Origin of the sequence: Bacillus cereus group sp. Bce019 (assembly GCF_051781745.1) — a bacterium.
GTDB classification, from domain to species: Bacteria; Bacillota; Bacilli; order Bacillales; family Bacillaceae_G; genus Bacillus_A; species Bacillus_A cereus.
Genome location: NZ_JBPWJX010000102.1, coordinates 1 through 277, shown reverse-complemented (window position 1 = coordinate 277; position 277 = coordinate 1). Strand labels below are relative to the sequence as shown.

Genomic DNA, 277 nt, shown 5'->3' with positions numbered 1-277 from the left:
CAGAACATGCAAAAGTTTTATATGAGAATGTTCTCGATGCAAATGTATTTACAGTATCTTCACCAAAAGAAGCAGAAATGTCTAAAATATTAGAAAATAGTTTTAGAATTGTAAATATAGCTTTCATAAACGAAATGGCTATAGTTGCAAAAAAAATGGGAATAAACATCTGGGAAGTTATAGATGCAGCTGGTACAAAACCATTCGGTTTCATGCCATTTTATCCTGGACCTGGTGTTGGAGGACATTGTATACCAATAGATCCATTCTATTTAAC

General features: G+C 32.5%; 1 pseudogene. It reads left to right on the top strand.

Features of this window, described 5'->3' with window-relative positions:
- A pseudogene (locus ACS2QP_RS27620) lies at nucleotides 1-277 on the top strand (UDP-N-acetyl-D-glucosamine dehydrogenase); the annotation flags it as partial.